General features: G+C 41.5%; 25 protein-coding genes. All 25 read left to right on the forward strand.

What is annotated here, in order from left to right; genetic code table 11:
• Positions 1 to 56: 56 nt before the first annotated feature.
• The 25 genes from fapR to topA all read left to right on the forward strand — a co-directional run bounded on the left by fapR (position 57) and on the right by topA (position 23,955).
• Complete coding sequence (gene fapR, locus ACQCT8_RS03810) at positions 57 to 632, forward strand: transcription factor FapR (RefSeq protein ID WP_426868609.1); 576 nt, start codon at positions 57 to 59, stop codon at positions 630 to 632.
• 1 nt (position 633) lies between these two features.
• On the forward strand, positions 634 to 1,617 hold the full coding sequence (plsX, locus tag ACQCT8_RS03815) for a phosphate acyltransferase PlsX (protein WP_426868610.1): 984 nt from the start codon (positions 634 to 636) through the stop codon (positions 1,615 to 1,617).
• Between the two features lie 15 nt (positions 1,618 to 1,632).
• Complete coding sequence (fabD, locus tag ACQCT8_RS03820) at positions 1,633 to 2,577, forward strand: ACP S-malonyltransferase (RefSeq protein WP_426868611.1); 945 nt, start codon at positions 1,633 to 1,635, stop codon at positions 2,575 to 2,577.
• Positions 2,578 to 3,321, forward strand: coding sequence for a 3-oxoacyl-[acyl-carrier-protein] reductase (gene fabG, locus ACQCT8_RS03825; protein WP_426868612.1), 744 nt, complete (start codon positions 2,578 to 2,580; stop codon positions 3,319 to 3,321).
• A gap of 67 nt (positions 3,322 to 3,388) precedes the next feature.
• On the forward strand, positions 3,389 to 3,622 hold the full coding sequence (acpP, locus tag ACQCT8_RS03830) for an acyl carrier protein (RefSeq protein ID WP_278238973.1): 234 nt from the start codon (positions 3,389 to 3,391) through the stop codon (positions 3,620 to 3,622).
• A gap of 137 nt (positions 3,623 to 3,759) precedes the next feature.
• Positions 3,760 to 4,515: a ribonuclease III gene (rnc, locus tag ACQCT8_RS03835; protein WP_426868613.1), complete on the forward strand. Its 756-nt coding sequence runs from the start codon at positions 3,760 to 3,762 to the stop codon at positions 4,513 to 4,515.
• Positions 4,515 to 8,084, forward strand: coding sequence for a chromosome segregation protein SMC (gene smc / locus ACQCT8_RS03840; RefSeq protein WP_426868615.1), 3,570 nt, complete (start codon positions 4,515 to 4,517; stop codon positions 8,082 to 8,084). Before rnc ends, smc begins: the two co-directional genes overlap by 1 nt.
• Before the next feature lie 15 nt (positions 8,085 to 8,099).
• Complete coding sequence (gene ftsY / locus ACQCT8_RS03845) at positions 8,100 to 9,104, forward strand: signal recognition particle-docking protein FtsY (protein WP_426868617.1); 1,005 nt, start codon at positions 8,100 to 8,102, stop codon at positions 9,102 to 9,104.
• 91 nt (positions 9,105 to 9,195) lie between these two features.
• Positions 9,196 to 9,528: a putative DNA-binding protein gene (locus tag ACQCT8_RS03850; RefSeq protein ID WP_426868619.1), complete on the forward strand. Its 333-nt coding sequence runs from the start codon at positions 9,196 to 9,198 to the stop codon at positions 9,526 to 9,528.
• 14 nt (positions 9,529 to 9,542) lie between these two features.
• Positions 9,543 to 10,892 (forward strand): signal recognition particle protein, encoded by a 1,350-nt coding sequence (ffh, locus tag ACQCT8_RS03855; RefSeq protein ID WP_426868621.1) that lies wholly within the window; start codon positions 9,543 to 9,545, stop codon positions 10,890 to 10,892.
• A 108-nt stretch (positions 10,893 to 11,000) separates the two neighbouring features.
• A complete protein-coding gene (rpsP, locus tag ACQCT8_RS03860; RefSeq protein ID WP_104056010.1) occupies positions 11,001 to 11,273 on the forward strand; it encodes a 30S ribosomal protein S16 in 273 nt (90 codons plus the stop codon).
• Between the two features lie 8 nt (positions 11,274 to 11,281).
• Positions 11,282 to 11,518 carry a KH domain-containing protein gene (locus tag ACQCT8_RS03865; protein ID WP_426868623.1) on the forward strand — a complete coding sequence of 79 codons (237 nt, stop codon included), beginning with the start codon at positions 11,282 to 11,284 and terminating at the stop codon, positions 11,516 to 11,518.
• A 57-nt stretch (positions 11,519 to 11,575) separates the two neighbouring features.
• Positions 11,576 to 11,968 (forward strand): YlqD family protein, encoded by a 393-nt coding sequence (locus ACQCT8_RS03870; protein ID WP_426868625.1) that lies wholly within the window; start codon positions 11,576 to 11,578, stop codon positions 11,966 to 11,968.
• Between the two features lies 1 nt (position 11,969).
• Positions 11,970 to 12,488, forward strand: a complete 519-nt coding sequence (gene rimM / locus ACQCT8_RS03875) for a ribosome maturation factor RimM (protein WP_426868626.1) — start codon at positions 11,970 to 11,972, stop codon at positions 12,486 to 12,488.
• Positions 12,485 to 13,231, forward strand: coding sequence for a tRNA (guanosine(37)-N1)-methyltransferase TrmD (gene trmD / locus ACQCT8_RS03880; RefSeq protein WP_426868628.1), 747 nt, complete (start codon positions 12,485 to 12,487; stop codon positions 13,229 to 13,231). The genes rimM and trmD overlap by 4 nt, the downstream gene beginning before the upstream one ends.
• A 123-nt stretch (positions 13,232 to 13,354) precedes the next feature.
• A complete protein-coding gene (gene rplS / locus ACQCT8_RS03885) occupies positions 13,355 to 13,699 on the forward strand; it encodes a 50S ribosomal protein L19 (protein WP_278238983.1) in 345 nt (114 codons plus the stop codon).
• 147 nt (positions 13,700 to 13,846) lie between these two features.
• Positions 13,847 to 14,410 (forward strand): signal peptidase I, encoded by a 564-nt coding sequence (gene lepB, locus ACQCT8_RS03890; RefSeq protein WP_426868631.1) that lies wholly within the window; start codon positions 13,847 to 13,849, stop codon positions 14,408 to 14,410.
• Between the two features lie 116 nt (positions 14,411 to 14,526).
• Positions 14,527 to 15,402 carry a ribosome biogenesis GTPase YlqF gene (gene ylqF / locus ACQCT8_RS03895; protein WP_426868633.1) on the forward strand — a complete coding sequence of 292 codons (876 nt, stop codon included), beginning with the start codon at positions 14,527 to 14,529 and terminating at the stop codon, positions 15,400 to 15,402.
• Positions 15,403 to 15,501: 99 nt separating this feature from the next.
• Positions 15,502 to 16,266 (forward strand): ribonuclease HII, encoded by a 765-nt coding sequence (locus tag ACQCT8_RS03900; RefSeq protein ID WP_426868635.1) that lies wholly within the window; start codon positions 15,502 to 15,504, stop codon positions 16,264 to 16,266.
• Between the two features lie 15 nt (positions 16,267 to 16,281).
• Entirely contained in the window at positions 16,282 to 18,111 is a 1,830-nt protein-coding gene (locus tag ACQCT8_RS03905; RefSeq protein WP_426868637.1) for a hypothetical protein, read from the forward strand.
• Positions 18,108 to 18,392: an EscU/YscU/HrcU family type III secretion system export apparatus switch protein gene (locus ACQCT8_RS03910; protein WP_426868638.1), complete on the forward strand. Its 285-nt coding sequence runs from the start codon at positions 18,108 to 18,110 to the stop codon at positions 18,390 to 18,392. The genes ACQCT8_RS03905 and ACQCT8_RS03910 overlap by 4 nt, the downstream gene beginning before the upstream one ends.
• 153 nt (positions 18,393 to 18,545) lie before the next feature.
• On the forward strand, positions 18,546 to 19,706 hold the full coding sequence (gene sucC / locus ACQCT8_RS03915) for an ADP-forming succinate--CoA ligase subunit beta (RefSeq protein ID WP_278238989.1): 1,161 nt from the start codon (positions 18,546 to 18,548) through the stop codon (positions 19,704 to 19,706).
• An 18-nt stretch (positions 19,707 to 19,724) separates the two neighbouring features.
• Positions 19,725 to 20,627, forward strand: coding sequence for a succinate--CoA ligase subunit alpha (gene sucD / locus ACQCT8_RS03920; protein WP_278238990.1), 903 nt, complete (start codon positions 19,725 to 19,727; stop codon positions 20,625 to 20,627).
• A gap of 119 nt (positions 20,628 to 20,746) precedes the next feature.
• The gene (dprA, locus tag ACQCT8_RS03925) at positions 20,747 to 21,616 is read left to right on the forward strand and encodes a DNA-processing protein DprA (protein WP_426868641.1); all 870 of its coding nucleotides are present in this window, start codon (positions 20,747 to 20,749) and stop codon (positions 21,614 to 21,616) included.
• Positions 21,617 to 21,873: 257 nt separating this feature from the next.
• Positions 21,874 to 23,955 carry a type I DNA topoisomerase gene (gene topA / locus ACQCT8_RS03930; protein ID WP_426868643.1) on the forward strand — a complete coding sequence of 694 codons (2,082 nt, stop codon included), beginning with the start codon at positions 21,874 to 21,876 and terminating at the stop codon, positions 23,953 to 23,955.
• Positions 23,956 to 23,996 lie beyond the last annotated feature (41 nt).

Below are 23,996 nucleotides of genomic sequence, written 5' to 3' on the forward strand. Positions count from 1 at the left end.
CTGTTTTATTTATATACTCCTATTAGTACCTAGTGCTAGTAGCGGGCGGTGGAGGAATGAAATTATCAAAAAAAGAACGTCAGATCACTTTACATCAGACAATCACAGATAATCCATTTGTAACAGATGACGATCTGGCAAAACGATTCGGCGTAAGCGTTCAGACGATCCGTCTTGACCGGATGGAGTTATCAATACCTGAACTGCGTGAACGGATAAAAACAGTAGCAGAACAAACATTTGAAGATGAAGTGCGTGCACTGCCGATTGATGAGGTTATAGGTGAAGTAATTGATATAGAACTCGATAAAAGCGGAATATCAATTTTTGATGTGAGAGAAGAACATGTTTTTCAGCGCAATCAAATTACAAGAGGTCATCACCTTTTTGCTCAGGCCAACTCTCTTGCTGTTGCAATAATCAATGATGAGCTTGCACTGACAGCAAGGGCCAATCTGCTTTTCAGCAAGCCTGTACAAATGGGCAACAGGGTAGTAGCAAAAGCGAAAGTGAGCCATAGAGATAAGCATAGAACTACTGTGGAAGTGATGTCCTATGTAGACAAAACACTGGTATTTAAAGGCGAATTTGAAATGTATCGCTCCACATCTCAATTAGGGGAGGAGAATTGAAGTGAAAATAGCAGTTGATGCAATGGGCGGAGACCACGCACCTAAAGAGGTTGTACTCGGTGTAATGAAAGCAGTGAAAGAAAATCCTTCAATTCACATAAAACTATATGGGGACAGTGAAGCCATAAAAGCGCACCTGACCGATAATCAGAATATAGAAGTTATACATACAAAAGAAAAAATATTAAGTACGGATGAGCCAGTAAGAGCAGTTAGAAGAAAAAAAGAAGCTTCAATGGTTTTAATGGCACAGGCGGTTAAGGACGGACAGGCACAGGCATGTGTTTCAGCCGGAAATACCGGGGCTTTAATGGCAGCGGGGCTTTTTGTTGTGGGCCGGATCAGCGGTATTGAAAGACCGGCTCTTGCACCTACGCTTCCGACGATGGACGGCAGAGGATTTGTGATGCTTGATCTAGGAGCAAATGCCGATGCCAAACCTGAGCATCTGCTTCAATATGCCATGATGGGAAGCATCTACGCAGAAAAGGTCAGAGGCATTTCCAATCCGACGGTGGGACTCTTAAATATTGGTACAGAAGAAGGAAAAGGAAACGAACTGACAAAAGCATCTTATCTTCTGCTTAAAGAATCAGCATTGAATTTTATCGGAAACGTAGAATCCAGAGACCTTCTTAACGGTGCTGCGGATGTGGTCGTAACAGATGGGTTTACAGGCAATATGGTGCTGAAAACGCTGGAAGGTACTGCGCAGGCGATTTTTGGAATGTTAAAAGAAACATTCTCCTCTTCAATAAAGTCCAAAATTGCGGCTGGTCTTGTGCAAAATGATTTACGCGGGCTTAAAAGCAAAATGGACTACACTGAATATGGCGGAGCAGCTTTGTTTGGCTTAAATGCCCCTGTCATCAAAGCACATGGCTCATCGAATGAACACGCGATTTATAATGCTGTTAAGCAGGCTAATAGTATGGCTGAGGAACATGTCGGCCAGCTGATTTCCGATGCAATAAATACAAAGTAAAGGAGGACGATACATATGGCAAAAGTCGCTTACTTGTTCCCGGGTCAAGGATCACAGTCTGTAGGCATGGGTCGCGAAATTGCAGATTTATATAATTCAGCAAAGAATATCTATATGAAAGCAGACGAACAATTGAATGAGAGCCTGTCAGGTATAATGTTTGAAGGACCACAGGAAGAATTAACAAAAACAATCAATGCTCAGCCTGCCTTGCTCACTGCCAGTGCAGCAATTATGACTGTCCTTAGAGAACATAATATTCATGCTGATTTTCTAGCAGGACACAGCCTTGGGGAATACTCCGCTTTAGTTGCTTCAGGTTCTATGAGCTTTGAGGATGCTGTTGTAACTGTAAGAAAACGCGGTGAATTGATGGAACAGGCTGTGCCGAATGGAGAAGGGAAAATGGCAGCTGTCCTTGGGATGGACCGGGAAGACTTAAAAAGCGTAACCGACATCATTTCTGAACAGGGGGATCCTGTTCAGCTTGCAAACTTAAACTGCCCGGGCCAGATTGTTATTTCCGGCTCAAGTGCTGGTGTTGAAAAAGCTTCACTTCTTGCAAAAGAACGAGGAGCAAAGAGATGTCTGCCTCTTCAGGTCAGCGGTCCTTTTCATTCCAGCCTGATGAAACCGGCGGCTAAAGAGTTTGAGGAAGTGATTTCCTCTGTGTCAGTCCAGAATGCGACGATCCCGGTAATTGCGAATGTGACAGCTGATGTTGAGCTTGACGGAGATAAAATCAAGAAATTATTAGTTGCTCAACTTTACTCCCCGGTATTATGGGAAGATACGATCAAAAAGCTGATCAGCCTTGGAGTGGATACCTTTATTGAGGTTGGCCCGGGGAAAGTGTTATCTGGTCTTGTGAAAAAAGTGGATAGACGCGCTAAGACCTATCCGGTATATGATGAGGAAACATTGCAATCCGCTATAACCGCTTTAAAGGAGGTACAATAAATGAAGCTCGAAGGTAAAACAGCGCTTGTAACAGGTGCTTCAAGAGGCATTGGAAAAGAAATTGCGCTTGAACTTGCAAGGAACGGTGCAGATGTTGCCATAAATTTCAGCGGCAGCAAAGATAGAGCAGAACAGGTTGCCGCAGAAATAACAGAGCTCGGCAGAAAAGCTTTTGTTATCCAGGCGAATGTTGGTGAGGCCGATCAGGTTCAAAATATGATTAAGGAAACGTTATCTTATTTCGGCTCAATTGATATTCTGGTCAACAATGCAGGTGTTACAAGAGACAATTTGTTGATGCGGATGAAAGATGACGAGTGGGATGAGGTTATTAATATTAATCTAAAAGGCGTTTTCCTCACGACAAAAGCTGTCACTAGAAGCATGATGAAACAGCGCAGCGGCAGAATTATAAATATATCCTCGATCGTAGGCGTCATGGGTAATCCCGGTCAATCGAATTATGTAGCTTCAAAAGCGGGTGTAATCGGCTTAACAAAAAGCACTGCTAAAGAGCTGTCCTCAAGAGGCATTACGGTAAATGCTGTGGCACCTGGCTTTATTGAAACGGACATGACTGATAAACTAACTGAAGATATTCAGGTTGAGATGAAAAAGCAAATCCCTCTTGCACGCTTTGGCAGTCCTTCAGATATTGCAAAGGTAGTTTTGTTTTTAAGCAGTGATGATGCTTCATATATCACAGGGCAAACATTACATGTCGATGGCGGAATGGTCATGTAAATTTAAAAAAGCAGGAGTTTATTTACCGCCTGTTTTAAACTATAATGATTGAAGGGAGGTGACGAACATGGCAGAAGTTATGGATCGTGTAACAAAAATTATCGTGGACCGCTTAGGCGTAGATGAATCTGAAGTTAAGCTTGAAGCTTCATTTAAAGAAGATCTTGGTGCTGATTCACTTGATGTAGTAGAATTGGTAATGGAGCTTGAAGATGAATTTGATATGGTTATCTCTGATGAAGATGCAGAAAAAATCGGTACAGTTGGTGATGCAGTAAATTACATACAGGAAAAAATCTAAATGTAATGAAATCATCCCGCCAAGATGATCGTGTTTCGGCTATTTGAGAGAAAACTTGGCATGAGAAATCATGCCAAGTTTTGTTTTATCTTGTTACCCATTAAATTATTGAGACAGAAATGGCAAGGTGAAGTCCCATGAATAAAACGAGAAAAGATCTGACTGCTGTAAAAAAATCAGAAGCACGGTTTAAAGCATTTCAGCAGCAGCATGAAATTAAATTTAATGATTTTAAACTCCTAATGAAAGCATTTACACATTCATCTTATGTGAATGAGCATCGAAGGAAGCCCTATGAGGATAATGAACGTTTGGAGTTTTTGGGAGACGCTGTACTTGAATTAACCGTATCTCATTATTTATTCGAGCGTTTTCCTGCAATGAGTGAAGGGGAAATGACAAAGCTTAGAGCAGCTATTGTATGTGAGCCCTCTCTTGTCATTTTTGCTAATGAACTTAACTTTGGAGAATTAATCCTGCTGGGAAAAGGGGAGGAACAGACAGGCGGCAGAATGAGACCCGCACTGCTCGCTGATGTGTTCGAGGCATTTATTGGCGCCCTTTATCTGGATCAGGGATTAGAACCGGTCAGGATGATATTGGAAAAAGTGGTCTTTCCTAAAGTAAATACAGGTGCTTTTTCGCATGTGATGGATTTTAAAAGCCAGCTTCAGGAATTTATTCAGCGTCACCACTCTGGAGCATTAAGTTATGAAATTTTAAAAGAAAAAGGACCTGCCCATAACCGTGAATTTATTTCCCGCGTTCTTCTTGGGGAAAAAGAGCTGGGTACTGGTTCAGGCAGATCAAAAAAAGAAGCTGAGCAGCACGCAGCTCAAAAAGCGCTGGAATATCTAAAAAATATGCCGGACGAGCAGCAGGTGAACACATAATGTTTTTAAAAAGACTGGATATTGTTGGATTTAAATCGTTTGCAGAAAAGATATCGATAGACTTTGTTCCCGGCGTAACTGCCGTAGTCGGACCGAATGGCAGCGGGAAAAGCAATATTACTGATGCTATACGCTGGGTTTTAGGGGAACAGTCCGCTAAATCTTTGCGCGGAGGAAAAATGGAAGATATTATTTTTGCAGGAAGCGATTCAAGAAAACCTGTAAATCTTGCTGAGGTAACGCTGACACTCGATAACGAGGACCAGGCGTTGCCTCTTGATTATGCAGAAGTGAGCGTAACCCGGCGAGTCTATCGTTCTGGAGACAGTGAATATTTATTGAATAAACAGCCGTGCCGTTTAAAAGATATCATTGATTTATTCATTGATTCGGGACTGGGAAAAGAGGCATTTTCCATTATCGGACAGGGCAGAGTTGAACAAATTTTAAACAGCAAGCCAGACGAGCGCAGGGTGATTATTGAAGAGGCAGCTGGCGTTCTTAAATATAAGAATCGCAGAAAAAAAGCAGATATCCGCTTAGTAGAAACACAGGAAAACCTGTACCGGGTCCAGGATATATTGCACGAGTTGGAAGGACAGGTGGAACCTCTTAAGATTCAGGCATCACTTGCAAAAGAATTTCTGGAAAAAAAAGACGAACTTAAACAAACAGAGGTTGGCCTTTTTGTTCATGATATCGAATCGATGAATGAAGAGTGGAAAAAAAGCAAAGAAAACTATGAAAACATTCAGGCTCAGGAAGAGCAGAAAGAAGCAATAATAAAGGAGCAGGAAGAAGTTCTCTCTTCTAAGCGGACACTGCTTGCAAAGTATGACTCGGAGCTTGATGAATATCAAAAAACATTGTTGGCGGTCACAGAGGAAGCAGAACAGCTCGAAGGCCGCAGGCAGGTTCTTCTGGAACGGAAAAAAAATACTGCCCAAAATGAAGAGCAGATGAAAAAAACGCTTGAGGAATTAAATGAGCAGATTGAGCAAACAGAACAATCATTAGCTGAAAATGAAAATAGAGCTGAAAAATGTGCTGTAAGAACAGCAGAACTTCAAAAAGAAGTAGACGTTCTTCAAGCTTCTGCGGACAGCCTGGAAATAAATATTGAAGACCAGCTTGAGAATGTGAAGGACGAATACTTCGATGCATTAAATGAAAAAACAACGATTAATAATGAACTTAGCTACGCTGATCAGCAGCTTGAACAGCATGCAAAACGGGCAAGTAAATTACATGATCAAAATGCTCATTTTATCAGCGAAAGAAAAGATAAACTTGAGCAAAGAGAAACGATTGCCAAGAAAATCTCAGATGTTGCTGACGAAATCAAGCAAACGCGTGATCAGTTTAAAGAAACACATGAAGCTCGCAGCCGGTTCGCAAAAGAGTATGAAGAGATGGAAAAAAATCTTTATAAAGCCTATCAATACGTCAGTGAAGCCAAGTCTAGAAAAAATATGCTTGAAACCATGGAAGGTGACTTTTCAGGGTTTTTTCAAGGTGTAAAAGAAATCCTCAAAGCAAGGAAACATAAACTCCACGGGATTGAAGGAGCAGTTGCAGAGATCATTTCCGTAGACAAGCGATATGAACTGGCGATTGAAACAGCACTAGGCGGTTCAATGCAAAGTGTCGTAACAACAGACGAAAAAAACGCAAGAGCAGCTATTCAGTATCTGAAACAAAACCGCTTTGGACGTGCGACCTTTCTTCCATTATCGGTTATTAAATCAAAAGCAATTGCCTCACATCAGGCAGACGCCATCAGAACGCACAGCAGCTTTATCGGAGTAGCTTCCTCTCTTGTAACGGCTGACAGCAAATACTCTCAGATAGTTGAAAACCTGCTTGGAACGGTCTTAATTGTGAAAGACCTCAAAGGTGCAAACGAGCTTGCTGCCAAGCTTCAGCATCGTTTCCGGTTCGTGACGATCGAAGGTGATGTCGTAAACCCTGGAGGTTCAATGACTGGTGGAGCTCAATCCAAAAAAGGCGCATCTATCTTATCCCGTAAAAATGAGCTGGATGAACTCACAGATCAAATACCTGCAATGGAAGAGACAGCAGCCCGATTAGAAATAAAAGTAAAAGAAACGAAGAGTAAAATAAGCGAAAAAGATCAGCAAATTGAGCTTATTAGAACAAAAGGGGAGTCTTTAAGAATAAAAGAATCCGAATTAAAGTCGGGTCTCAGAGAAACAGAAGTGTTTCTGGAAAGGTCCGACAGAGAGCTTTCCATGTATGATCTTGAAATGGGAGAGTTTAAAGACTATACAGATGAAATGAAAGAGAAGAAAAAGACATTAAACAAGCGGCTGGTTACGATTGAAGAGACCCTGACCGCATTGACAGAATCTATGAAAGAGCTAACAGAGAAAAAAGATAGACAGCGCACATCAAAAGAAGACCTTATTCAAAAATTGTCTTCTTCAAAGTCGGATTTGGCTGTATCAAGGGAACAGCGGCAGCAGATCATCCGTGAAAAAGAAGGGCTCAAAACAGCTCTCAAACAATTGAAAAAACGAAGCGCATCATTGAAAGAAGACATACTTTGGATTGCAGACGAAGCTGTAAACGGCGAAGATCAATCAGAAACATTAAAACAAACGATCGACTTAAAACAGCAGAAGAGAGAAGAAATACTGGCGCTGATTGATAAAACGAAGCAAACGCGCACGGTCATGAAGGAAGAAATGGAACAGGTCAATCGTTCGTTAAAAGAATTCTCCAGACTGCAAAAAGGACTGCAGGATGGCCTGAAGGATGAAGTAATCCGAATCAACCGGCTTGAAGTGGAAATCGACTCCCGCTTAAATCGTCTTCAGGAGGAGTATGAGCTTACGTTTACTGCAGCAAAAGAGCTCTATCAGATGACATTGTCCGCTGATGATGCCAGAAGACAGGTTAAATTGATCAAAATGTCCATAGATGAGCTTGGAAATGTTAATCTTGGCGCGATAGATGAGTACGACCGGATATCAGAGCGGTATGAATTTCTCCTTGAACAGCAGGAGGATTTATTAGAAGCAAAAAGGAATTTGCAGGAAATAATTGAAGAAATGGACGAGGAAATGGCACGCCGCTTTGGCCAAACCTTCAATCAGGTGAAAGGTCATTTTTCTGAGGTGTTTAAGGAATTATTTGGAGGAGGGCGAGCGGAACTGAAATTAACCGATCCGAATGATTTGCTCCATTCAGGGGTCGACATTGTCGCTCAGCCGCCTGGGAAAAAACTTCAAAACCTTGGCTTAATGTCCGGAGGAGAAAGAGCATTGACAGCCATCGCTCTTTTGTTTGCGATATTAAAAGTCCGTCCTGTGCCGTTTTGCATACTTGATGAAGTCGAAGCAGCCCTGGATGAAGCGAATGTACACCGGTTCAGTCAATATCTCCACCGCTTCAGTGAGCAGTCGCAATTTATCGTCATTACTCACCGCAAAGGGACGATGGAGGGCGCAGATGTCCTTTATGGCGTTACGATGCAGGAATCCGGAGTGTCTAAATTAGTTTCAGTCCGTCTTGAAGAACAGAATCCAGTTAAATCATTTTCCTAAAAAGGAGAGAAAATAATGAGCTTCTTTAAAAAAATCAAGGATAAGCTAACTCAGTCACAAGACAATATGTCGGATAAATTCCGTGAAGGCCTTACCAAAACACGGGATAATTTCACTACAAAAATGAATGATCTGGTAGCCAGATACAGAACGGTTGATGAAGATTTCTTTGAAGAACTTGAAGAAATTTTATTCCAGGCAGATGTAGGGTTTGAAACAGTTGTGAAACTGATTGAAGAACTTAAAATGGAAGTGCGAAGACAAAACATTAAAGATACAAAGGATATCCGCGGAGTGATTTCTCAAAAACTGGTTGAAATTTATCAGGGTGAAGATCAGGAATCGGATGCTCTTCTTCAGCTTCAGGAAGAAGGGCTGACTGTTATCTTATTTGTAGGCGTAAATGGAGTGGGAAAAACGACGACAATCGGAAAACTTGCTCACCAGTTTAAAGAGGAAGGAAAAAAAGTGATGCTTGCAGCTGGTGATACATTCCGCGCAGGCGCCATCGAACAGCTTGAAGTTTGGGGAAACCGCGTGGGAGTAGATGTGGTTAAGCACGGAGAAGGATCTGATCCAGCGGCTGTGATGTATGATGCTGTGCAGTCAGCAAAAGCAAAAAAAGCGGATATCTTAATTTGCGATACAGCAGGAAGACTTCAAAACAAAGTGAATCTTATGAAGGAATTAGAAAAAGTGAAAAAAGTAATTGAGCGGGAGATTCCAGGCGCTCCACATGAAGTGCTCCTGGCTTTAGATGCAACAACCGGTCAAAATGCCTTAACGCAGGCAAAAATATTTAAAGAAGCAACAAATGTTTCCGGGATTGTACTGACCAAGCTGGATGGTACTGCAAAAGGAGGCATCGTTCTTGCCATCAAGCAGGAACTTGGCATACCAGTTAAATTTGTGGGTCTTGGAGAAAAAATGGATGACTTGCAGCCTTTTGACGCTGAAAAATATGTGTATGGTTTGTTTGCAGATTTAATCGAGGATGAGCAGGAACACTCAGACGTATAAATGATTTGCCTGTCCACTACTTGACACAGACGAACAGAGTCGGTATGATTTTAGTGTAAAGGCTTTTCACTTAACAAAGGGAGGGCGAAAAATGCTTGCTAAAACGACCCGTGTAAATTTTTTATTTGATTTTTATCAGATGTTGTTAACAGCAAAGCAGCGCAGTTATATGTCCCTTTATTATCTCGATGACTACTCTCTTGGAGAAATCGCAGATGAATATGACGTGAGCAGGCAGGCTGTCTATGATAATATTCGGAGGACAGAAGCAATGCTAGAGGAATATGAGTCCAAGCTTCTGCTTTTTGAAAAATTTCAAAAACGAGCAAAAATGATTGATCAATTACGGGAAGCTGCAGGAGAAAAACCGGCAGATATATCTACTTTGCTTTCGATCGTTGATTCACTCGAGAAACTGGAATAGGGGGCGGCACGATAATGGCATTTGAAGGATTAGCCGACCGGCTGCAGGGCTCCATACAAAAAATCCGCGGAAAAGGAAAAGTAAATGAAGCGGATGTTAAAGAAATGATGAGAGAAGTCCGCCTGGCTCTTTTAGAGGCTGATGTTAACTTTAAGGTTGTAAAAACCTTCGTAAAAAAAGTCAGTGAGCGGGCAGTAGGTCAGGAAGTAATGCAGAGCCTGACACCTGGACAGCAGGTAATTAAAGTAGTTAAGGACGAGTTAACGGAACTCATGGGCGGAGAGCAAAGCCATATTGCTGTGGCGAAAAAGCCCCCAACCGTTATTATGATGGTCGGGCTTCAAGGGGCAGGTAAAACAACGACTGCCGGAAAATTGGCCAGCCTTTTGCGAAAAAAACATAATCGTAAACCCTTGCTCGTAGCTGCGGACATTTATCGTCCAGCTGCTATTAAACAGCTTGAAACGATTGGGAAACAGCTTGATCTTCCTGTCTTCTCGATGGGCGATCAGGTGAGTCCTGTTGAAATTGCGAAGGCGGGCATAGCCAAAGCCAAAGAAGAACATCAGGATTATGTTTTAATCGATACAGCGGGCAGACTTCATATTGATGAGACCCTTATGGATGAATTAAAGCAGATTAAGGAACTGTCTTCACCAGAAGAAATTTTTCTTGTTGTCGATGCAATGACCGGTCAGGATGCGGTAAATGTTGCGAAAAATTTTGACGACGCACTTGGCGTAACAGGCGTTGTTTTAACTAAGCTTGATGGAGATACGCGAGGCGGTGCTGCATTATCCATCCGTTCAGTAACTGAAAAACCGATTAAATTTGTTGGTATGGGCGAAAAAATGGATGCTTTAGAGGCATTTCACCCCGAACGTATGGCTTCAAGAATTCTTGGAATGGGCGATATGCTCTCCCTGATTGAAAAAGCACAGACAAATGTAGACGAAGAAAAAGCGAAAGAAATGGAGAAAAAACTCCGAACGGCTTCGTTTACGCTTGACGACTTTTTAGAGCAGCTGGGGCAGGTAAAGCAAATGGGCCCGCTTGATGAATTGATCAAGATGATTCCCGGAGCCAACAAGATGAAGGGCATAGACAATCTTCAGGTGGATGAAAAGCAGCTCGGGCACGTGGAGGCCATTATAAAATCCATGACGATGAAAGAAAAAGAACAGCCCGAAGTTATTAACGCCAGCCGCAGAAAACGGATTGCAAAAGGAAGCGGAAGAACGATCCAGGAAGTAAACCGCCTTCTTAAACAATTTGAGGATATGAAAAAAATGATGAAGCAGATGACGAACTCCCAGCAAAAAGGGAAAAAACGCGGCGGATTTAACTTTCCGTTTATGCAATAATCACTTTTTTTATAAAAAAAGTAGTGTGTTAAGAAAAAAGACTTTACAAAGAAACAAACCCTTGATATTATACTATCTTGTGTGAAACTATTCGGAGGTGCAATTAAAATGGCAGTAAAAATTCGTTTAAAGCGTATGGGAGCTAACAAAAACCCATTCTATCGTATCGTAGTAGCAGATTCTCGTTCACCACGTGATGGACGTTTCATTGAAACAGTTGGAACGTACAACCCGGTTGCTAACCCAGCAATCGTTGACCTTAAAGAAGACTTGATTCTTAAGTGGATGAACAACGGTGCTAAGCCGTCTGATACAGTACGCAACCTATTATCAAACGAAGGCATTATGGAAAAATTCCATAACGCTAAGCACGGCAAGTAAGAGACTGTATGAAAGAGCTTATCGAAACGATTGTCAGGCCACTTGTAGCTCACCCGGAGTCAGTAAGGATTGAAACAGATGAAACAGACCGTTTGATCACCTTCAGGCTCTTCGTTCATAAGAACGATATGGGTAAAGTCATTGGCAAGCAAGGCAGGGTTGCGAAAGCTATACGTACAGTCGCGTTTGCTGGTGTGCCTGCACACCAGCAAAAACGAACCGTTATTGAAATAGTGGATCAATAAAAGGGAGGCTCCGTCCTCCCTTTTTCCATATAGAGATTTGTTAGGGGGAAAATAATCATGCAAGTTACTCAAAAAACGATTATAAAGGAAATAATGACTAACTCATCTAAATCCCGACTCAAACAAACATTAAACGAAAAAATCAAACGGGCGGAAAAAGAAATGGACCAGCTTGTTTTTCAGCAAAAGAAACTTGAAAAACAATTTGAACAATCTTCAGAAGCCGTTAAACAAAAAATTCAGCAGGAAATTAATAAAAGAAAGCAGCTTGTCCGCTCTATAACTACGCAGCTAAAATCAATTGAAGAAACACCGCTTGGAACAGAGTATACTTTGATGGAAACAGATACAGTCGTTGAATTGCATGAAGGCAGTATATGGCATCCTGAACAAAAGCCGGTCATTGTTCTTGAAGACGGCATGGTGAAAGAGATACGGCAGAGGTGGTAAAATGACAACCTGGTTTAATGTAGGAAAAATTGTTAATACGCATGGCATACGCGGCGAAGTGCGTGTCATTTCCAGAACGGACTTCCCGGATGAGCGCTATGTTCCTGGAAACGTTCTTTTTTTGTTTAAGGAAGGGCAGCAAGATGCAAAAGAACTGATCATTAAGTCGCATAGAAAGCATAAAAACTTTGATCTCCTTACATTTGAAGGCTTTGAAAATGTAAATGAAGTGGAGCCTTTTAAAGAGGGGATGCTGAAAATTTCTGAGGACCAATTAACCTCACTTGATGAAAATGAATTTTACTATCACGAAATTGTCGGCTGCAGTGTATGGACAGACGAACAGGTGGAACTTGGTGTTATAAAAGAGATTCTTTCACCTGGAGCCAATGACGTGTGGGTGGTTCAGACTCCTGAGGGAAAAGAGCTTTTAATCCCTTATATAGAATCCGTCGTAAAAAGTGTTGATGTCTCTTCCAAACAAGTTACTATATCGGTCATAGAGGGTCTGCTGGAATGAAGATAGATGTATTGTCTCTATTTCCGGCAATGTTTGAAGGTGTTTTCGGAGAGTCAATTTTAAAAAAGGCGCAGGAAAAAGAGGCAGTGAGTTTCAATGTGATTGACTTCAGGGAATTCTCCCCTCATAAACAAAAATCTGTTGATGACTATCCTTATGGTGGAGGAGCAGGAATGGTTCTTAAGCCGGAGCCAGTCTTTGAAGCAGTTGACGCCATTACAAAATCCAATACTAAAAAACCCAGAGTGATCCTGATGTGTCCGCAGGGAGAAAGATTCACACAAAGGAAAGCGGAAGAACTTTCGACTGAATCGCATCTGGTCTTTATTTGCGGACACTATGAAGGATATGATGAGCGTATTCGCGAGCATCTCGTCACGGATGAGATCTCAATAGGAGACTTTGTTCTGACAGGAGGAGAGCTCGGGGCCATGGTCGCGATCGACAGCATTGTCCGTCTTCTTCCGGAGGTGCTTGGCAACGCGGAGTCTGCTGTGAAAGATTCGTTTTCAAGCGGCCTTCTTGAGCACCCTCATTATACACGTCCGGCTGCTTACAGAGGTCTTGAAGTTCCTGCAGTTTTAACCTCTGGAAACCACGCGAATATAGAAGAGTGGCGAAAGAAGGAATCTTTAAGAAGAACCTGGGAGCGAAGACCTGATTTGCTTAAAGAAATCGATTTGGATTCACAACAGCAGGAATGGCTTGATCATTTTGAAAAAGATAAAAAGAATGTTGATTGAATATCTTTACTGTGGTATTATAGATTTTGTGCCAAGTTTACTGAAGTAAACAGGCCATTGAAAACGGTGTTCCGCTGCAAACGCAATGGAGGCAAGAGCATCTGTTGGAAGGAGTTGAAATCGATGCATAACTTAATTCAAGAAATTACTCAAGAGCAGCTGCGTTCGGATCTTCCGTCATTTAAGCCTGGTGATACTGTTAAAGTACACGTTAAGGTTGTTGAGGGAACCCGTGAGCGTATTCAGGTGTATGAGGGTGTTGTGATTAAACGCCGTGGTGGTGGAGTCAGTGAAACGTTTACAGTTCGTAAGATCTCTTACGGCGTAGGTGTTGAGCGTACATTCCCGGTACACACGCCTAAAATTGCCCAGCTTGAGGTTGTGCGTCGCGGTAAAGTTCGCCGTGCGAAACTTTACTACCTACGCAATCTGCGTGGTAAAGCGGCCCGCATTAAAGAAATTCGATAATGGTTACTTAAAAAGGAGCTTGCTTTTGCGAGCTTCTTTTTTTTGAGTGTTTGTGATTGAAAGCATGATTTCATCGAATTCATTTTCTCAATTATGCTACAATAGGTTGAGAAGGCTTTAGATAATTATAAGTACGGAGGGTGAACGTTGAACGGAAAAAATGAGTGGTGGGAATGGGCGAAAGCGTTGCTTATAGCAGTTGCGGTTGCTAGTGTAATTCGTTTCTTTTTATTTACCCCGATCGTTGTAGAAGGTCTTTCTATGATGCCGACGCTGCATGACGGCAATCGGATGATTGTAAACAAATTCAGCTATTCAATTTCTCAGCCATCCCGTTTTGACGTAATTGTTTTTCATACAGCGGAAAACGCTGATTATATAAAGAGAGTTATTGGTTTACCTGGTGATGAAATAGCCTATAAAAATGATCAGCTTTATGTTAATGATGAACCGGTTGATGAACCTTATCTTGATAATTTTAAGCGTGAACTCAATGGGGAGATCTTAACTGGAGACTTCACATTAGAAGAGCTGACCGGAAAAAAAAGTGTCCCGCCGGGCGAAATTTTTGTTCTGGGAGACAACAGGCGATTCAGCAAGGACAGCAGACATATCGGCACTGTAGAAATGGATGAAGTCCTGGGAAGTACAAACATCGTATTCTGGCCTTTGAATGACATGGGCATCGTAAATGAAAATGCAAAAAATTAAATCATGATGCTTAATGAAAAACTCTGTGCAGAATTTTGAAACTTAAATGTGAAAATGCGAAATTCAAATTTGGTAAAAAAGCAGAAGACTGATGACAACGAGTCAGGAGTGTTAGTATGACAATACAATGGTTTCCGGGCCATATGGCAAAAGCAAGACGTCAAGTAACTGAAAAATTAAAGCTTGTGGATATTATTTTTGAGCTGGTGGATGCACGAATCCCTGTTTCGTCCAGAAATCCAATGATTGATGAGATTATTAATCAAAAACCCCGTCTGATCTTAATAAACAAAGCAGACATGGCAGATCCTGTCCGAACGAAACAATGGATATCCTATTTTGAACAAAAGGGGATACGTGCTCTCGCTATTAATTCAGATAAAGGAGTAGGGCTCCAGTCTATCCATAAAGTCACAATGGAAATTTTAAAGGAAAAATGGAGCCGTATGGAATCCCGAGGCATTCGACCGAGAGCAGTCCGGGCTATGATAGTAGGAATTCCAAACGTAGGAAAATCCACGCTGATAAATCGTCTTGTGAAGAAAAACATTGCACAAACGGGCAATCGCCCCGGTGTTACAAAAGCACAGCAATGGATTAAAGTAGGAAAAGAGATGGAGCTTCTTGATACACCGGGAATTTTATGGCCAAAATTCGAAGACCCTGAAGTAGGCTACCGTCTGGCATTAACAGGAGCGATTAAAGATACCCTGCTCAATCTGCAGGATATTGCAACTTATGGTTTGAGATTTATGGAAACATACTATCCTGACCGATTAAAAAAACGGTATGAAATAGAAGAGATCCCTGAGGATCTTGTACAATTATTTGAAGCAATAGGCAAAAGAAGGGGCTGCCTTTCAGGAGGCGGAATGATCGACTTTGATAAGACGGCTGATGTCATCGTAAGGGATATCAGAAATGTACAATTTGGACCCATTACATTCGATTTGGATCTTTTAGAACAATCTGAAGAAGCAGCCAGTAAATAAACGGTTCAAACAATCATTTTTAAAGCCCTGGACCCTGCAGCAGCGGGGTCTTTAATTTTTTCTTACATAGCCGATAAATAAGATAAGGATGGATACTGAATGACTCATTCAATTAAGGAAATTGAAAAAATATTAAATTCGTTGGAAACAGATGAGGATATTAGGCTCCGTGAGTGGAAGAAAGATTCGCGAAAAGGGGTTATTAAGCTTTTAAAGTCATTCTACTTACGGATGGAAAAGAAGCAGGCACTTCATAAAAAGTTTAAGCAAATGCAAGCGTTTGAAAATGAAGCGAAATTAAATAAGTACGAGTTAATCGCTGGTATTGATGAAGTGGGAAGAGGACCTCTTGCAGGACCTGTGGTAGCAGCAGCTGTTGTTTTGCCAGAAGGATTTTATCTTCCTGGACTTGACGATTCAAAAAAATTAACCGATGTAAAAAAAGAGTATTTATATAATGAAATTCGACAGCAGGCAACAGCGATTGGCATCGGGTTTTCAGAAGCAAAGGAAATAGATGATGTGAATATTTATCAGGCAACTAGACGTGCCATGACCAGAGCTGTTAAAGATTTAGGGGTTGTGCCGGAGATGCTGCTCATTGACGCGATGGCTCTCGACACTAAAATCCCGCAGAAGTCCATTATTAAAGGCGATTCCAGAAGCATTTCTATAGCTGCGGCGTCCATAGTGGCAAAAGTTACCAGAGACCGTTATATGGAGGAACTTGCACACTCTTATCCTTATTATAAGTTTGAACAAAATGCAGGATACGGAACGAAAGAACATTTAAAAGGCCTGCAGACTCATGGCCCCTGCTCAGAGCACAGAATGTCATTTGCCCCGGTTAAGGCCTTAAATTAGTAAAGAGGTGAAGAGATGGAGCATAATAAAGCCGGTGCAAAAAATGATTATACCCTCCCGCGGATGTATTCTCAAAAACCTCAGACATTAAAGCACGGACAATTTGTACTTGGGATGGTTGAGAAAAAAGTAACTGAACAAAGAGCCATTATGAAACTCGGCGGCCAGCAGATAACGGTGAACGTTTCCAGAGAGATGAAAGAAGGCAGTAAGGGATGGTATCAGGTTTCAGTAAACGAAGACGGAATCGAATTAAAACCAATCAGCGAAAAACCAGACGCTGACAAGATGAACAGAACAAACGAGACTGCGAGGCCTGCCCGTTTGGATCTCATAAAGGAAAATAGAGGAACATCAGCTGAATTCCTAAAAGATCCTCTTCCATTAAGCAGGGAACAGGCAGCTAAAGCATCTGACTGGACTGCTGCATCCATTGATAAAGAACAGGCACGTTCGATTATTAATCTGATGTTTTTAAAAAGACAGCCTTTTACTGATGCGGTATTTCATTCATATCAAAAAGGGATGCAGGGAACAGAACAAAACCTGCAGGCTGATTTATCACGCTTAGTTGAATCACTTTCCAGTGAAAAGTCGGCTGCAGCTTCACAAGTCATACATACGCTAAAAAAAATTCAAAATCCGTCACAGTATTTTATATCTCAGCAAATGACAGCAAAGCTTTTTGGATTATTAACTGATCCTTCAACCGCCTCACACATCCGTGAAGCCGCTCTGCATACCTTAAAACAGCTTGAAGTTCTGCCGCACTCAGCAACCCTGTTGGATTGGTCAGAGGGCCTTAGAGAAGCTTATATGAGCGGAAGAGAAGTACAGAAGGATATAAAGGGGCTTTTTATAAAGCTCGCTGAAGAAGCAGTGCAGCGATCCACTATACTGAAGGCAGGTAGCCGCGTCAGTGAAAAGGTAGATGAGTTGGCTTCAGTAGTGAAAAACAGCTCAGAAGAAACGGTCAGAACCCAAACTAAGCAGCTTTTTGAGCGAATGATAGAAATTCAGGCGCTGCATGAATCTTCTCAAAAAAACCCGAGTGCAGGCAAATCGTTGATATTTGATGAGCTTCATTTAATACCAAAGGATCGCTTTTTGGACCCGGCTCTTTTACATTCAAAAAGGCAGAGCCCTGCTGTGAAAGAGGTTCACGATCTTATGCTTTCAGTAACGAATGAAGCAGAAAAAGCCTCTAATTCATTGCCGTCAGGGCGGCAGCTGACAGAGATGTTCAGAGGAATGTTTTCAGTTCTGGGCATCGACTATGAAAGCAGGCTGGCCGGTTCACCGCAATCGATCGAACAGATTTCTGAAAGTCTGAAGCCGCAATTAATTTCGCTGTTGAAAGATCCCTTTTTATCACCATCTGCCAAAGAAACTGCCCAGCTGCTTATCAATAAATTAAACGGCCAGCAGCTCCTGTCCTCTGAAGCAGGAACAACTTCTCAGATCTTTTTTCAGCTCCCCATTTACATGAAAGAAAAACTGCTGGACGTTACGATGCAGTGGACAGGAAAAAAACAAAAGAGCGGCAGACTGGATGCAGATCACTCAAGAATTTTGTTTTATATAAATCTGGAAAACTTAAAAGAAACCGTTATTGATATGACCGTTCAAAAAAGAATTATTTCAATAGATGTATATACGCATAAAGAAGGATTGCAGAAGCTCGGCGAAGCTTTAAAGCCCTATTTGAAATCTCAATTAGAGAAGGCCGATTATCAGCTTTCACATATAAAATTTTTGTCTTCAAAGCAAGTGACACCACCTGCCCTGGATCCGGCGGCAGCGCAAATGAATACTTTTTCTTCAGGAGTAGATATCAGAATATGAAAAAGAAACCAGTCTACAAAAGAAAGCAGGCGGTGGCTCTTACTTATAATCAGGAGCTAAATGCTGCGCCAGTTGTTACGGGGAAAGGAAAAGGGTTAACAGCTGAAAACATTATTGAAAAAGCGCGTGAACACAACGTACCGATTCAGGAAGACCCTGCATTAGTTGAACTGCTAAGCCAGCTGGAAGTAAATGAATCAATTCCAGATGATTTGTATCAGGCTGTAGCAGAAGTGTTCGCTTTTATATACAGAATTGATCAGTCAGAAGCCCAAAAATGACAGATGCCTATTACGTATTTCAATAACAGCTCCAAACAGAAGATGGTTGTCGGTTTTTTCACTAGTTTGTCATAAATGGTAGACACCTGCTCTGTCATTTATTACAATGAAAGCGCAGTCTATTTTCAAAAGAGTTTGATAGGAGGATGGAACATGAATATCCATGAGTATCAAGGCAAGGAACTCCTCAGGAAATATGGGGTATCCGTTCCACGCGGATTTGTTGCATTTACACCGAAAGAAGCGGTAGATGCAGCTAAAGAATTAGGCTCTGCTGTAACAGTGGTTAAAGCGCAGATTCACGCCGGAGGAAGAGGCAAGGCGGGCGGCGTAAAAATTGCTAAAAACTTAGATGATGTGCGTACATATTCTAAAGAGTTGCTTGGGAAAACGCTTGTTACACATCAAACAGGACCCGAAGGCAAAGAAATTAAGCGGATTCTCATTGAAGAGGGCTGTGATATTAAGAGTGAGTACTATATCGGATTGGTACTTGATCGCGCAACTTCTCGGATTACGCTGATGGCATCTGAAGAAGGCGGAACAGAAATCGAAGAAGTGGCAGAAGCGACTCCTGAAAAGATCTTCCGTGAAACAATTGATCCTGTTATTGGATTAACCGCTTTTCAAGCACGACGCGTAGCATTTAATATTAATATCCCAAAAGAATTAGTCAACAAAACAGTGAAATTCATGCTTGGCCTTTATAAAATGTTCGTGGAAAAAGATTGTTCAATTGCTGAAATTAACCCGCTTGTTACGACTGGCGACGGTAATGTAATGGCGCTTGATGCAAAACTCAATTTCGATGCAAACGCTTTATACCGTCAAAAAGACGTTATGGAGTTCCGTGATCTTGATGAAGAAGACCCAAAGGAAATTGAAGCATCTAAATATGACCTGAGCTACATTTCACTTGATGGTGATATTGGCTGTATGGTTAATGGTGCAGGCCTTGCAATGGCTACTATGGACATCATTAAGCATTATGGCGGAGACCCGGCAAACTTTCTTGATGTTGGGGGCGGTGCTACAGCAGAAAAAGTAACAGAAGCCTTTAAAATCATTTTATCTGATACCGCTGTAAAAGGAATCTTTGTCAACATCTTTGGCGGAATTATGAAATGCGATATCATTGCGGAAGGCGTTGTTGAAGCTGCAAAGCAGGTTGAGCTTAAAGTTCCGCTTGTCGTCCGTTTAGAGGGTACCAATGTGGAATTAGGCAAAAAAATCCTGAACGAATCAGGGTTGGATATTGTAGCAGCTGAGACAATGGCTGATGGCGCACAAAAAATCGTGGAATTAGTAGGCTAAGAAAGGCAGGGAGCATAAATGAGTGTTTTTATTGATAAGAATACAAAAGTCTTAGTTCAAGGAATCACGGGTTCAACTGCCCTTTTCCACACCAAGCAGATGCTTGAGTACGGTACGAAAATTGTTGCCGGCGTAACGCCGGGAAAAGGCGGTACTGAAGCAGAGGGTGTACCGGTATTTGATACGGTTGAAGCAGCAGTTAAAGCAACAGGCGCCAACGTTTCAGTAATCTACGTTCCCGCTCCTTTTGCTGCGGACGCGATTTTAGAAGCAGTTGACGCTGAACTGGATATGGCCATATGTATTACAGAACATATACCGGTTATTGACATGGTAAAAGTAAAAAGATATATGGAAGGGAAAAAGACCCGTTTAGTTGGTCCTAACTGCCCTGGTGTTATAACGCCGGATGAGTGTAAGATCGGAATTATGCCTGGATACATTCATACTAAAGGACATGTCGGTGTGGTTTCCCGGTCTGGAACACTGACTTATGAAGCAGTTCATCAGCTTTCACAGGCTGGTATAGGTCAATCAACAGCTGTGGGCATTGGAGGAGATCCGGTTAACGGAACAAACTTTATTGATGCTCTTGAAGCCTTTAATCAGGACGATGATACATATGCTGTCATCATGATTGGTGAAATTGGCGGTACAGCTGAAGAAGAAGCTGCTGAATGGGTTAAAGCGAATATGAAAAAGCCGGTTGTCGGCTTCATTGGCGGCGCCACTGCTCCTCCAGGCAAACGGATGGGTCATGCCGGCGCGATTATATCCGGCGGTAAAGGCACAGCAGAGGAAAAGATTAAAGTAATGAATGAATGCGGCATTCAAGTTGCTGCCACTCCTTCTGTAATGGGAGAAACATTAATTAATGTTTTAAAAGAACAAAACTTGTTCGATCAGTGTAAAACCCACTAATTGATTAACCAAAAATAGATTTAAAGACAATGACAAATCAAATAGCCCCTGTGACGCATCAGGGGCTATTTGTGTATGATTCTTTATAAAAATAAAAAACTAAAAACGGAGGAATATTGGTGAATACGGCAAGAAGCAGACTCATTTATCTTCACTACAGCCACATCCTATCAAACCAGCAGCTTTTAACATGGCTTAAAGAGGACGCTTTTATTTCTTTAAAATGGAATAATTTGCACTCTTATCCCCTATCTCTAAAGCTTACCCCGAAACAAAAAAACAGCCTTCAGACCCACTTGGAAAATCATCTCATTTTTAACGAGCATCTATTTTGCACGGAAAAAAACCTTAAGATCTTAACCATTTTAGATGATGATTATCCTGCACGGTTAAAAGAAATATATGATCCACCAGCTGTATTGTATCTTAAAGGAAACACAGATAAATTAATATTAACGGACACACTTGGAATAGTAGGATCAAGAAAAGCAGACAGCTATACACATCTGTGCTTGAAAAAGATTCTTCCTCCGCTAATTGACCGTAATTTCTGTATTATAAGCGGTATGGCTTTAGGGGCAGACGGCGCTGCTCATACGCTCAGTCTTGAAGGTCATTCAATTGGCGTTTTGGGTTGCGGGTTTGACCACATTTATCCTCCTTCACATAAGTTTTTATACTCTCAGATGATCTCCAGGCAGCTTCTCATCACAGAATATCCCCCTTACCTTAAACCTCAAAAGCATTTTTTTCCAATGAGAAACAGAATCATTTCAGGGCTCTCAAAAGGTATATTAGTTACTCAAGCCGCATTGAAAAGCGGTTCATTGATTACGGTTGACAGAGCACTAGAAGAGGGCAGAGATGTGTTTGCTGTACCAGGTCCTATTTTTCATGAATTATCAATCGGAACCAATCACTTAATAAAACAGGGAGCTGCACCGGTAACAGAGGCGGCAGACATACTAAAAGAGTGGCAAATAACGTAATTTACTATCCAGTTGTATGAAAATAGTTGCTTTTTAAAAAAATTTAGTTTACATTGTGCTTCAGACGCTTTCTTTGACATAAGAAGAAAGTGGAGTAGATTTTTACTGAAGAAAACGGTTACAGATTGGTTATTACAGGCTTTGCTAAAGATTCAGAACTGAGAATGAAAATCGAATTATATTGACAAAAATTGAGTACAGCACATATAGTTACACATAAATAATAACGAAGAGAAAACCTCTGGGGAGGATTATGAATGGCAGATTTTTTAGTAATTGTGGAATCACCCGCTAAAGCAAAAACAATCGAGCGGTATTTAGGAAAAAAATATAAGGTGCGCGCATCAATGGGGCATGTCAGAGACCTGCCAAAAAGTCAGATGGGCGTCGATGTTAAAGACAGCTTTGAACCCAAATATATAACGATACGCGGAAAAGGACCTGTTTTAAAAGAATTGAAAAGTGCTGCCAAGAAAGCAAAAAAAGTTTATCTCGCAGCCGATCCGGATCGCGAAGGTGAAGCAATTGCCTGGCATTTGGCACACAGTCTTGATCTGGATCTGGACTCTGAGTGCCGTGTGGTCTTCAATGAAATAACAAAAGACGCAATTAAAGAATCATTTAAGCATCCGAGAAAAATTGATATGGACCGCGTGGATGCCCAGCAGGCAAGACGTATACTTGACCGGCTGGTTGGTTATAACATCAGCCCGATTCTTTGGAAAAAGGTGAAAAAAGGTCTGAGTGCAGGGAGAGTGCAGTCCGTTGCAGTCCGGTTAATTATAGACAGAGAAAACGAAATCAAAAATTTCCAGCCGGAAGAATACTGGACTATTGATGCTGCCTTTACAAAAGGTAAAGAAACGTTTCAGGCGAGCTTTTATGGATTAAACGGGAAGAAAAAAAAGCTCGAAACAGAAGAAGACGTTAAGCAGATTATCGGTCAGATAAAAGAAGAGGATTTTTCAATATCTAACGTGACAAAAAAAGAGCGCAAGCGAAATCCTTCCCCTTCCTTTATTACTTCTTCACTGCAGCAGGAAGCAGCCAGAAAGTTGAATTTTCGCGCCAGAAAAACGATGATGCTTGCTCAGCAGCTGTACGAAGGAATAGAATTAGGAAAAAAAGAAGGTACGGTCGGTTTAATTACGTATATGAGAACAGATTCCGTGCGAATTTCTGATGTAGCAAAAAAAGAGGCAATTGAAGTCATTCAATCGGAATATGGAGAAAAATTCGTGCAGCAGTCGCCGCAAAAGGAAAAAGCTAAATCCGGTAAAACACAGGATGCGCATGAAGCGATCCGTCCTACAAGCGCGATGCGCACACCTTTATCTGTCAAACCATTTTTAAGCAGAGACCAGCACAGACTGTACAGACTTATCTGGGAACGGTTTATCGCAAGTCAAATGGCTTCCGCTGTAATGGATACAATGAGCGTCGATTTAATGAATGGAGAAGTTCAATTTCGCGCAACCGGCTCAAAAGTTAAGTTTCCCGGTTTTATGAAAGTATATATCGAAGGAAATGACGACCAAAGCGATGAAAAAGAAAACTTCCTTCCAGATTTAAAAGAAGGAGAAACTGCAAAATCTGAAAACATCGACCCCAAACAGCATTTTACTCAGCCTCCGCCCCGCTACACAGAAGCGAGACTTGTTAAAATGCTTGAAGAACTGGGAATAGGAAGGCCTTCAACCTATGCCCCGACTCTAGATACGATTCAAAAACGCGGATACGTGTCGCTTGATAATAAACGATTTATTCCGACGGAGCTTGGAGAAATCGTCCTTGAATTAATTGTTGAATTTTTCCCTGAAATCATTGATGTTGAATTTACAGCAAAAATGGAAAAAGATCTGGACAGTGTGGAAGACGGACAGATACGATGGGTAAAAATCATAGACGATTTTTACAAGGATTTTGAAGTTCATCTTGATAAAGCTGAAAAAGAGATGGAAAAAATTGAAATTAAAGATGAGTATGCAGGGGAAGATTGTGAAGAATGCAATAACCCTATGGTTATCAAAATGGGACGTTACGGAAAATTCATGGCTTGCAGCAATTTCCCGGATTGCCGCAACACAAAACCGATCGTTAAAGAGATCGGTGTTAAATGTCCACTCTGTAAAGAAGGCAATGTTATAGAGCGGAAAAGTAAGAAGAAAAGAATATTTTATGGCTGCGACCGTTATCCATCCTGTGAATTTTTATCGTGGGATAAGCCGATCGACCGGTCCTGTCCAAAATGCAATGAAATGCTGATTGAGAAAAAACTTAAAAAAGGCAATCAAATACAGTGTTCAAATTGCGATTACAAGGAAGAACACCAGCAATAAGGAAAAGGGTCTTGACGGCTTCGGCTGTCAGGCTCTTGTTT

Source organism: Jeotgalibacillus proteolyticus, from assembly GCF_050107735.1.
GTDB classification, from domain to species: domain Bacteria; phylum Bacillota; class Bacilli; order Bacillales; family Jeotgalibacillaceae; genus Jeotgalibacillus; species Jeotgalibacillus proteolyticus_A.

What these genes read in the sequence shown, in the direction of transcription:
- ACQCT8_RS03865 (WP_426868623.1), top strand. Translation starts at nt 11,282, where the DNA reads ATGAAAGAGCTTATCGAAACGATTGTCAGGCCACTTGTAGCTCACCCG.
- ylqF (WP_426868633.1), top strand. Translation starts at nt 14,527, where the DNA reads ATGACAATACAATGGTTTCCGGGCCATATGGCAAAAGCAAGACGTCAA.
- topA (WP_426868643.1), top strand. Translation starts at nt 21,874, where the DNA reads ATGGCAGATTTTTTAGTAATTGTGGAATCACCCGCTAAAGCAAAAACA.
- smc (WP_426868615.1), top strand. Translation starts at nt 4,515, where the DNA reads ATGTTTTTAAAAAGACTGGATATTGTTGGATTTAAATCGTTTGCAGAA.
- fabG (WP_426868612.1), top strand. Translation starts at nt 2,578, where the DNA reads ATGAAGCTCGAAGGTAAAACAGCGCTTGTAACAGGTGCTTCAAGAGGC.
- sucD (WP_278238990.1), top strand. Translation starts at nt 19,725, where the DNA reads ATGAGTGTTTTTATTGATAAGAATACAAAAGTCTTAGTTCAAGGAATC.
- ffh (WP_426868621.1), top strand. Translation starts at nt 9,543, where the DNA reads ATGGCATTTGAAGGATTAGCCGACCGGCTGCAGGGCTCCATACAAAAA.
- ftsY (WP_426868617.1), top strand. Translation starts at nt 8,100, where the DNA reads ATGAGCTTCTTTAAAAAAATCAAGGATAAGCTAACTCAGTCACAAGAC.
- trmD (WP_426868628.1), top strand. Translation starts at nt 12,485, where the DNA reads ATGAAGATAGATGTATTGTCTCTATTTCCGGCAATGTTTGAAGGTGTT.
- ACQCT8_RS03850 (WP_426868619.1), top strand. Translation starts at nt 9,196, where the DNA reads ATGCTTGCTAAAACGACCCGTGTAAATTTTTTATTTGATTTTTATCAG.
- sucC (WP_278238989.1), top strand. Translation starts at nt 18,546, where the DNA reads ATGAATATCCATGAGTATCAAGGCAAGGAACTCCTCAGGAAATATGGG.
- rnc (WP_426868613.1), top strand. Translation starts at nt 3,760, where the DNA reads ATGAATAAAACGAGAAAAGATCTGACTGCTGTAAAAAAATCAGAAGCA.
- ACQCT8_RS03870 (WP_426868625.1), top strand. Translation starts at nt 11,576, where the DNA reads ATGCAAGTTACTCAAAAAACGATTATAAAGGAAATAATGACTAACTCA.
- ACQCT8_RS03900 (WP_426868635.1), top strand. Translation starts at nt 15,502, where the DNA reads ATGACTCATTCAATTAAGGAAATTGAAAAAATATTAAATTCGTTGGAA.
- fabD (WP_426868611.1), top strand. Translation starts at nt 1,633, where the DNA reads ATGGCAAAAGTCGCTTACTTGTTCCCGGGTCAAGGATCACAGTCTGTA.
- rplS (WP_278238983.1), top strand. Translation starts at nt 13,355, where the DNA reads ATGCATAACTTAATTCAAGAAATTACTCAAGAGCAGCTGCGTTCGGAT.
- rimM (WP_426868626.1), top strand. Translation starts at nt 11,970, where the DNA reads ATGACAACCTGGTTTAATGTAGGAAAAATTGTTAATACGCATGGCATA.
- ACQCT8_RS03905 (WP_426868637.1), top strand. Translation starts at nt 16,282, where the DNA reads ATGGAGCATAATAAAGCCGGTGCAAAAAATGATTATACCCTCCCGCGG.
- fapR (WP_426868609.1), top strand. Translation starts at nt 57, where the DNA reads ATGAAATTATCAAAAAAAGAACGTCAGATCACTTTACATCAGACAATC.
- acpP (WP_278238973.1), top strand. Translation starts at nt 3,389, where the DNA reads ATGGCAGAAGTTATGGATCGTGTAACAAAAATTATCGTGGACCGCTTA.
- rpsP (WP_104056010.1), top strand. Translation starts at nt 11,001, where the DNA reads ATGGCAGTAAAAATTCGTTTAAAGCGTATGGGAGCTAACAAAAACCCA.
- ACQCT8_RS03910 (WP_426868638.1), top strand. Translation starts at nt 18,108, where the DNA reads ATGAAAAAGAAACCAGTCTACAAAAGAAAGCAGGCGGTGGCTCTTACT.